The 8,116-nt window shown below is 68.7% G+C and carries 9 protein-coding genes; all 9 read left to right on the top strand.

Features of this window, described 5'->3' with window-relative positions:
- Nucleotides 1-275: hypothetical protein (locus ACRDSQ_RS10245; protein ID WP_431420614.1), on the top strand; the 275-nt coding region annotated here is incomplete at its 5' end.
- The gene (locus ACRDSQ_RS10250) at nt 275-436 is read left to right on the top strand and encodes a hypothetical protein (protein WP_431420615.1); all 162 of its coding nucleotides are present in this window, start codon (nt 275-277) and stop codon (nt 434-436) included. The genes ACRDSQ_RS10245 and ACRDSQ_RS10250, both read left to right, overlap by 1 nt.
- Nucleotides 433-1,332, top strand: a complete 900-nt coding sequence (locus tag ACRDSQ_RS10255; protein WP_431420616.1) for a hypothetical protein — start codon at nt 433-435, stop codon at nt 1,330-1,332. The genes ACRDSQ_RS10250 and ACRDSQ_RS10255 overlap by 4 nt, the downstream gene beginning before the upstream one ends.
- The gene (locus ACRDSQ_RS10260; protein WP_431420617.1) at nt 1,332-3,554 is read left to right on the top strand and encodes an FtsK/SpoIIIE domain-containing protein; all 2,223 of its coding nucleotides are present in this window, start codon (nt 1,332-1,334) and stop codon (nt 3,552-3,554) included. The genes ACRDSQ_RS10255 and ACRDSQ_RS10260 overlap by 1 nt, the downstream gene beginning before the upstream one ends.
- A 214-nt stretch (nt 3,555-3,768) precedes the next feature.
- Entirely contained in the window at nt 3,769-4,281 is a 513-nt protein-coding gene (locus ACRDSQ_RS10265; RefSeq protein ID WP_431420618.1) for a hypothetical protein, read from the top strand.
- Nucleotides 4,278-5,246, top strand: a complete 969-nt coding sequence (locus ACRDSQ_RS10270; protein ID WP_431420619.1) for a DNA cytosine methyltransferase — start codon at nt 4,278-4,280, stop codon at nt 5,244-5,246. The genes ACRDSQ_RS10265 and ACRDSQ_RS10270 overlap by 4 nt, the downstream gene beginning before the upstream one ends.
- Nucleotides 5,243-6,400 (top strand): DUF3631 domain-containing protein, encoded by a 1,158-nt coding sequence (locus ACRDSQ_RS10275; RefSeq protein WP_431420620.1) that lies wholly within the window; start codon nt 5,243-5,245, stop codon nt 6,398-6,400. Before ACRDSQ_RS10270 ends, ACRDSQ_RS10275 begins: the two co-directional genes overlap by 4 nt.
- A complete protein-coding gene (locus tag ACRDSQ_RS10280; RefSeq protein ID WP_431420621.1) occupies nt 6,397-6,675 on the top strand; it encodes an excisionase family DNA-binding protein in 279 nt (92 codons plus the stop codon). The genes ACRDSQ_RS10275 and ACRDSQ_RS10280 overlap by 4 nt, the downstream gene beginning before the upstream one ends.
- A 7-nt stretch (nt 6,676-6,682) precedes the next feature.
- Nucleotides 6,683-7,969, top strand: a complete 1,287-nt coding sequence (locus tag ACRDSQ_RS10285) for a tyrosine-type recombinase/integrase (RefSeq protein ID WP_431420622.1) — start codon at nt 6,683-6,685, stop codon at nt 7,967-7,969.
- Nucleotides 7,970-8,116 lie beyond the last annotated feature (147 nt).

The following is an 8,116-nucleotide window of genomic DNA, read 5'->3' on the forward strand; positions in this document are numbered from 1 at the left end:
CCGGCCCACTGTGGGCCGCCATGTACGAACAGGAACGCGACGAGCACCGCGTCACCGTCGACTGGGCCGGTGGCCTGTCGCTGGACAACGTGCACCTGCGCTACGAGCTGCACAAGACCCGCGTGCATGGGGCCGCGCTCTGGGCACTGCTCAAGGAGCAGACCCGCACCGTCCGCGCCCTCCAGGCCGAGATCGACGAACTCGCCACCGAGTGCACCACCCACGAAGACGCCATCGCCGAGCTGCGCCACGAGATCGACGGGGGGAACCACTGATGAAGAGCTACGTGCACATCGGCAAGAAGTCGTGGTGGTCCGGGGAGATGACCACGTTGTGCGGGATGAAGTTCCCCAAGGGCAAGAGCGAGGAAGTGACGTTCCACTGGGGTCTCTGCCCGGCCTGCAAGGCCGCGAAGAAGCGGGGGGCGAAGCTGTGAACACGCAGACGACGACGGCCGACACCTCGGGTGTGGACAAGCTGCGGGCCGCTGCGGCGAACGCCGCGCAGGTGCGGGCGCTGACCACGCACCCGGACGTGGTGGCACTGCGGGCCGAACGCACCCGCACCGCCGTGGACACCCTGTTCTGGGTGGCGATGGTCCTCGCGTTGGCGTTCACCATGGTCAACGTTCAACAGTTCGCCGCCGAGGACAACACGCCCGGTTCCCTGCCGTGGATCTCGGCGTGGCTGCTCGACCCAATGGTGTCGCTGGTCCTGATCGCCGTGCTGCTGGCCGAACAGGTCACCGCCCGATGGCAGGTCAAAACCGGGCCGTGGGTGCGGCGCACGAAGGTGTTCGCGTTCGCCGCCACCTACGTGATGAACACCTGGCAACCCTGGTCACACCTCGACCCGGCAGGGATCGTGCTGCACTCGGTTCCCCCGGTGATCGTGCTGCTCATCGCCGAGGCCGCCCCGCACGTGCGGGAACGCATCACCGAAGCCGTCCTCACGGCCGCCGCGTCGGCCCGTGACGACGCGGACACCGGAGCCCTGGTGGCTTCCGTCACCACACAGGAGGACGCTGCGGGGCTTCCGTCATCGACCGAGGTGAACGCCGCCTCGACCCGGCATCGCCGACCCGCCCGCACGACGTCGCGCAAGCCCGCGAAGAGGACCGGCCGGTTGTTCCTGGCCGACTACGTGGCGATGGCCCGCGAACACCACACCCCCGGCCAGACCGTCACCCCGGCCTGGGTTCGTGAGCACATCCCCACGATCGGCCGCGCCACCTCGAAGAGCGTCGCCGACGAACTCAACGCCACACCCACCCCGGCCGCCTCCGACGTGCCCGCGAACGGTGCCGCCACCGCTGAGAGGGAGGCCGCCTGATGCCCACCGACCCGACCACTCTGCTCGGCACACCCGACCCCGAGGAACACGACGTGAACGGATCGAACGTGGTGCCCATCCGGCCCGCGACCACGCCGGACGCGGTTCCCGCGAACACCCCGGCCACCGATGCCCCGTACATCCCGCCCACGGTCGTGGAGGGGGAAGAGGTCACCGACCACGGGGTGTTCGTCGACCCGCCCGCCGTCGCCGAGGATCGGTCCTTGGCGTCACGGATTCAGAGCGCGGTGGCCGCACCTCAGCGCCCGGTCATCGCGCCGTGGCTGCGCAACAGCGACCAGTTCGCCGCCACCGCGAAGTGGGCGGCACGCAACGCCGCGCACACCACGGCGTTCCACGCGGTGCGGTGCCCGGTCTACGCCGCGAAGGTCGCTTCCCGCGCCCCCCGTGGGGCGTGGCGAGCCACCGTGTACACCGCGCGGTGGGTGAGCGACGCCGAAGGGCGTGGCCTGCGGGCCGACGCCGCCAGCCGGGGCGACGCTGAGACCTACCTGCGACTCAAGGCCGACAAGCCGGGCCACCGGCTGCCGCTGGTGCTGATCGGGACGTTGGTGTTCACCGCCGGGGTCCTGGTGCTGCTCGGGTTCGCCCCGTGGTGGGCGCAGTTTCTCGGCATCGGCGCGGTGACCGGGCTGCTCGGGTGGCTCGGCGGCAACCCGGACCGCCCGGTCGTCGGTGGCCGCGCCGTGGTCACCACCAAGGCTCAGAAGCTCACCAGTGACATCGTGGTGCGCGCCTTGTCCGCCCTGGGCATCGCCGAGATCAACAAGGCCGTGGGCAAGGGTGGCAACGGGATCACCTTCCCCGCGCCGATCTCCCGTGAGGGCAACGGATGGCGCGCCGACGTCGATCTCCCCTACGGGGTCACCGTGGCCGACATCCTCTCGCGACGGGCTCAGCTCGCGTCCGGTCTGCGCCGCCCGCTGGGGTGTGTGTGGCCCGAACCGGCCCACGACCAGCACGCCGGGCGCATGGTCCTGTTCGTGTCCGATGTGGACATGTCGCAGGCCAAGCCCAAGCCGTGGCCGCTGGCCTCCCGTGGTTCCGCCGACCTGTTCAAACCGGTTCCGTTCGGCACCGACCAGCGCGGACGGCCCGTCGGGCTGGACCTGATGTACTCGAACCTGCTGATCGGCGCGATGCCCGGTGCGGGCAAGACGTTCGCGCTGCGGGTGCTGCTGCTCGCCGCCGCCCTCGACCCCACCGCCGAGTTGCGCCTTTTCGAGCTCAAGGGCTCCGGTGACCTGTCCACATTGGAGCCGGTCGCGCACCACTACGCCTCCGGCCCCGACGACGAGACCATCGAGAAGACGGTTCTGTCGCTGCGGGAAGTCCACAAGGACCTGGAGGTGCGGGCCAAGACGATCAGCCGTCTCCCGCGCGCCCAGTGCCCGGAGAACAAGGTCACCAAGGAACTCGCCGCGAACCGCAAGCTGGGGCTGTTCCCGCTGGTCGTGGCCATCGACGAGTGCCAGGAACTGTTCTCCCACCCCGAGTTCGGCAAGGAAGCCGGGGAACTGTGCACCGCCATCATCAAGCGCGGCCGGGCGCTCGGGGTGATCCTGCTGCTGGCCACACAGCGCCCGGACAAGACCAGCCTCCCGACGGCCGTGTCCGCCAACGTCGGTGTGCGGTTCTGCCTGAGGGTCATGGGACAGCTCGAAAACGACATGATCCTCGGGACCTCGATGTACCAGAACGGTGTGCGGGCCAGCACGTTCACCCCGAAGGACAAGGGCATCGGCTACCTGGTCGGCGCGTCCGACGAACCGCAGATCGCCCGCTCCGCCTACATCGACAACCCCAACGCGGAGAAGATCATCACCAGGGCGCGGGCACTGCGCGAGCAGGCCGGAACCCTTGGCGGACATGCCATCGGAGACGACAACCTCACCGAACAGGCCGCCCGCGCGAACCTGCTCGACGACATCGCCGGGGTCTACCTCAACGGCGAGGACCGGCTGTGGTCGGACACCGTGGCCGCCCGACTCGGCGAGCAGCACCCCGACACCTACAAGGGATGGACCGCCCACGCCCTGGCCGCCGCCCTCAAGCCCTACGGCATCACGCCCCGCCAGGTGCCGATGCGCGACGAGAACGGCGAGGAACGCAACCGACGCGGCTACCGCCTCGACGACATCGCCGACGCCATCCTCGCCAACTGCCGAACCTCTACGGAGCGTAACCAGACACCGGACTAGCGAACCGGGGAGTGCTAGCGGTCGCGGACCGCTAGACCTAGCACTCACCGCTAGCACTCCCCACCACCGCTGACCAGGCCGCTATCACCTAGCAGAACCCCAGGTCAGAGCACCCGAAACGCCGCTAAACCCAGGTTCTAGGCCCATCACCAGGGCGCTAGTCCCGACCCTTCACGCCCACATGCTGCTACTCAGCGTCACCAAAGGACTTCACATGTCTAGCCCCACGATCGACCCGGAAACCATCGTCCTGGGCACCCTCATGCAGGCCACGCCCGCCGAAGCGCGTCCCAAGCTCACGCGCCTGGACTACCGCGACTTCACCAACCCGCCCGCCCGGCTCACCTTCGACCTCATGGCCGCGCTCGTCACCGGCGACGTGCCCAGCCTCGACCCGGCCACCTTGCTCGGGTTCGCCGAGAGGGTCGGCGCGTTCACCGACACCAACCACGCGAACCTGTTGACCCGCTGGGTGTTCGACGCCTTCACCGTCGCTGTCCCGTTGGTGGCGCTCGACTTCCACATCACCCGGCTGATCGAGACCGGCTACCGCCGCCGCGTCGCCGAACTCGGTACCGCCTTGGTTCAGGCCGCCGCCCGGCCCGTGCTCGCCGACCTCGACGCCTTCACCGCCCGGCTCACCACCGAACTCGCCGCACACCGAGCCCGCATCGACGACCAGGCCCCGGCGCTGCGCGTCGCCCAGGACACCGGGAGGGCGGCATGAACGGAGTGACGGTATCCACCGGTGGGAAGCGTCACCGCCCCCGGCTGCTGGACCTGTGCTGCAAGGCCGGGGGCGCGTCCGCCGGGTACCACGCGGCAGGGTTCGACGTGGTCGGTGTCGACATCGAACCCCAACCGCACTACCCGTTCCCGTTCATCCACGCCGACGCGCTCACCGTCGACCTGTCCGGGTTCGACGTCATCGCCGCCTCCCCACCGTGCCAAGCGTTCAGCCAGGCGACCCCGACGCATAGGCGCGACGCCCACCCCGATCTCGTGGCACCGATCCGGCAACGACTCATCGACGCCGTAGCCATGCCCGGTGGGCCGTGGGCGTACGTCATCGAGAACGTGCCCGGTGCCCCGCTGATCGACCCCGTGACCGTGTGCGGAGACACCCTGCGCCTCGGTGTGCGACGGCACCGGCTGTTCGAGTCGAACGTGGTCCTGCACGGCACCCCGTGCCACCACGACCGGTCCGCCGCCGCCGTGCCTGTCTACGGCAGCTACGGGCAACGCAGCGGCCGAAAGCCCCTCGACGTCGAGGGGGAAACGTCACCCACCACCGAACAGGCCCGCGCGGCGATGGGCATCGACTGGATGCCCTGGCCCGCGCTCACCCAAGCCATCCCACCCGCGTTCACCTTCTGGCTCGGAGCACAGCTCATCGCCCAACGCCCCCACCGCAGTGACGCAAGCCCCGCGGGCACCGGGGCGCTTGACCTGGCGTTTTGCGGGGAGGAGGCCGCGGGGCTTCCGTCACCACGCCGTGAGACGGAACCCACCAGGGCGCTTACGTCACCACTGAGCTCAGGGCTTCCGTCACCGGTCACCCACCGCGCCTGCCACTGCGGACAACCGCTGCGACGACCCGACACCGGGCGATGGCCACGCCACTGCTCCCACGCCTGCCGCCAAGCCGCCTACCGCGCCCGCCAGACCATCACGACCAGGAGGACCGCATGAACACCACCCCCATGCCCGCGTCGGTCGGCGTGGAGTTGCTCAACGCCACCCGCGCCGCGCTCACCCGCTACGTCGTGATGCCCACTCCGGAAGCCGCCGACGCCGTGACGCTATGGATCGCTGCGACCCACGCCCAGCCCGCGTGGGCGCACGCCCCACGCCTGGTGATCCGAGCCCCCGAGAAGCGCTGCGGCAAGTCGCGGCTGCTCGATGTCGTGGAAGCCATGTGCCACAACCCGTTCATCACCGTCAACAGCAGCCCGGCCGCTATCTACCGCTCGATCAGCGACGACCCGCCGACGCTGCTGGTCGATGAGGCCGACACCATCTTCGGCCCCCACGCGGGCGGACATGAGGAAGTGCGCGGGCTGCTCAACGCCGGGCACCAGCGCAACCGACCCACGAACCGCTACAACGCCGCGACCCAAACCGTGGAAACCCTGCCCACGTTCGCCATGGCCGCACTCGCCGGGATCGGTGCGATGCCCGACACCATCGAAGACCGTGCCGTGATCATCCGCATGAGGCGACGCGCGGCAGGCGAAACTGTCGCCCCATACCGTCACCGCCGCGACCGCCCCAATTTGCACGACAACGCGACCGGGCTGAATGGGTGGTTGCGGTCCAGCCTGGCCATCCTCGAAGCCTCAGAACCCGCTATGCCGGTAGAAGACCGCGCCGCCGATACGTGGGAACCGCTCGTGGCTGTCGCCGAACTCGCCGGAGGCGACTGGCCCAACCGCGCCCGCGCCGCCGTCCTCGCCCTAACCGCCGAAGCGTCGGAGAACACCGAGCAGTCCGACCGGGTGCGGCTGCTCATCGACTGCCACGCCGCCTTCACCCGCGACCCGGCCCTACCCACCGCCGTTCTCCTCGACCGGCTCAAGGCCGACCAGGAAGCGCTCTGGGTGACCTACGGCGCGGCCGGACTTACCGCCGCCAAGCTGGGCGCGCTGCTGCGCGAATACGGCATCCGATCCGGCAACGTCCGCTTTCCCAACGGCGCGCAAGTCAAGGCATATCAGCGGGCCGACTTCTCTGACGCATGGGCGCGCTACTGCCCCGAACTCAAACCTCACCTCGAAGGAATCCCAACCGACGACGCCCTATTCACCGAACACCACGTCCGCCACATCACCGGGGGTGCCGCATGACCGCAATCAACCGCAACGAACTTGCCTCATTGATAGCTCAAGTCATCGACGCTCTCACCCAGCCCGAGCCGCCGATTCCCCCACCAGCACACGACAACCGCGTCCTGTTCACCGTGGAGGAAGCCGCCCAGCAACTCCGCATCGGGAAGACCCGCGCGTGGCAACTGATCTCAACCGGGGAACTTCAGTCCGTCCAAATCGGACGACTCCGACGCATTCACCGCGACGCGATCACCGCATACGCCGCCGCCCTCATTTCCCGACCCGCCGCCTAGGAGAACCATGACCGACAAGAGCAAGAAATCACGCACAGCCAACGGGCGGTCCTCGATCTATGAGGGCGCGGACGGCTACTGGCACGGCAGGGTAACCGTAGGCACCCGCGACGACGGCAAGCCTGACCGCCGCCACACCCGCTCCAAGGACAAGCAAAAGGTGGTGGACAAGGTGAAGGAATGGGAGATCGCCCGCGACAACGGTTCCGTGCGTAAGGCGGGCGACCGCTGGAGTGTTGAGAAGTGGCTGCGCCACTGGGTTGAGAACATCGCCGCCCCAGCCGTTCGCCCTAACACCCTCACGGGGTATCGGGCCGCCGTCTACAACCACTTGATCCCAGGAGTCGGCAAACACCGCCTGGACAAACTCCGGCCAGAGCACTTGGAAGCGATGTACGCGGCCATCGGCCGGACCAAGACCCGTCGCGGAGAGCTGTTCAAGCCCGCGCGCATCCACCAAATTCACCGGACCATGCGGACCGCGCTCGGTGAGGCCCAGCTACGCCGTCACATCACAGAGAATCCTGCCGCGATCGCCAAGCCTCCCCGAGTCCCGCGTGAGGAGATCGTGCCGTTCACCCAAGAGGAAGCGGGCAAGATTCTCACGGCAGCGAAGACCACATCGAACGGTGCTCGTTTCGTCATCGCCCTCACCCTGGGATTGCGCAAGGGAGAGGCGTTGGGTTTGCAGTGGCGGGACGTCGACCTCGACGGGCGGACCCTGTCCGTGCGACGCGCGCTGCATCGCCGGAATTGGGAGCATGGCTGCTCTGACAAGAGCCCGTGTGGGCGCCGCTACGCCGGTCACTGCCCGAGCAAGCACAGCGGTGGCACGGTTGTGGCTGAGGTGAAGTCGGAAGCCGGTCACCGCACGATGGGCTTGCCGCTGCCCGTCGTGAAGGTCCTCCGAGAGCACCGCGCCGCTCAGGCCCGCGCGCGGGCGCTGGCAGCCGACATGTGGACTGAGGGCGGCTGGGTCTTCACCAACGCCTTGGGGCACCCAGTACACCCCAAGGTCGACCACATGGCCTGGAAAGCCCTCCTGGGGGCCGCCAAGGTGCGGGACGCTCGACTCCACGACGCCCGGCACACCGCCGCGACGATGCTGCTGGCACTCGGAGTGCCGACCACGGCGGTAATGACCGTGATGGGCTGGTCTCAGGCCGCCATGGCCAAGCGCTACCAACACAACACTCCCGAGATCACGCGCGCCATCGCGGACAAGGTGGGAGGGCTGTTGTGGGCCGAGGAAGGCGACGACGACGGCCCGACAGGGGTGCCGATTCCGGCCTGACAAGGGCCAACTGAGACCCACAACTGAGACCCAACGGCAGAACGCCCATCCCCATGATCATCGGGGACGGGCGTTCTGCCTGCTAGCTGGCGGTGGCGGTGGGATTTGAACCCACGGACGGGGGTTACCCGTCACGCGCTTTCGAGG

Source organism: Actinokineospora sp. (assembly GCF_050699995.1).
In the GTDB taxonomy this organism is placed as follows: Bacteria; Actinomycetota; Actinomycetes; order Mycobacteriales; family Pseudonocardiaceae; genus Actinokineospora.

Bases quoted from the DNA above. Each gene is read 5' to 3' on its own strand.
- ACRDSQ_RS10250 (WP_431420615.1), top strand. From the start codon at position 275: ATGAAGAGCTACGTGCACATCGGCAAGAAGTCGTGGTGGTCCGGGGAG.
- ACRDSQ_RS10260 (WP_431420617.1), top strand. From the start codon at position 1,332: ATGCCCACCGACCCGACCACTCTGCTCGGCACACCCGACCCCGAGGAA.
- ACRDSQ_RS10265 (WP_431420618.1), top strand. From the start codon at position 3,769: ATGTCTAGCCCCACGATCGACCCGGAAACCATCGTCCTGGGCACCCTC.
- ACRDSQ_RS10270 (WP_431420619.1), top strand. From the start codon at position 4,278: ATGAACGGAGTGACGGTATCCACCGGTGGGAAGCGTCACCGCCCCCGG.
- ACRDSQ_RS10275 (WP_431420620.1), top strand. From the start codon at position 5,243: ATGAACACCACCCCCATGCCCGCGTCGGTCGGCGTGGAGTTGCTCAAC.
- ACRDSQ_RS10280 (WP_431420621.1), top strand. From the start codon at position 6,397: ATGACCGCAATCAACCGCAACGAACTTGCCTCATTGATAGCTCAAGTC.
- ACRDSQ_RS10285 (WP_431420622.1), top strand. From the start codon at position 6,683: ATGACCGACAAGAGCAAGAAATCACGCACAGCCAACGGGCGGTCCTCG.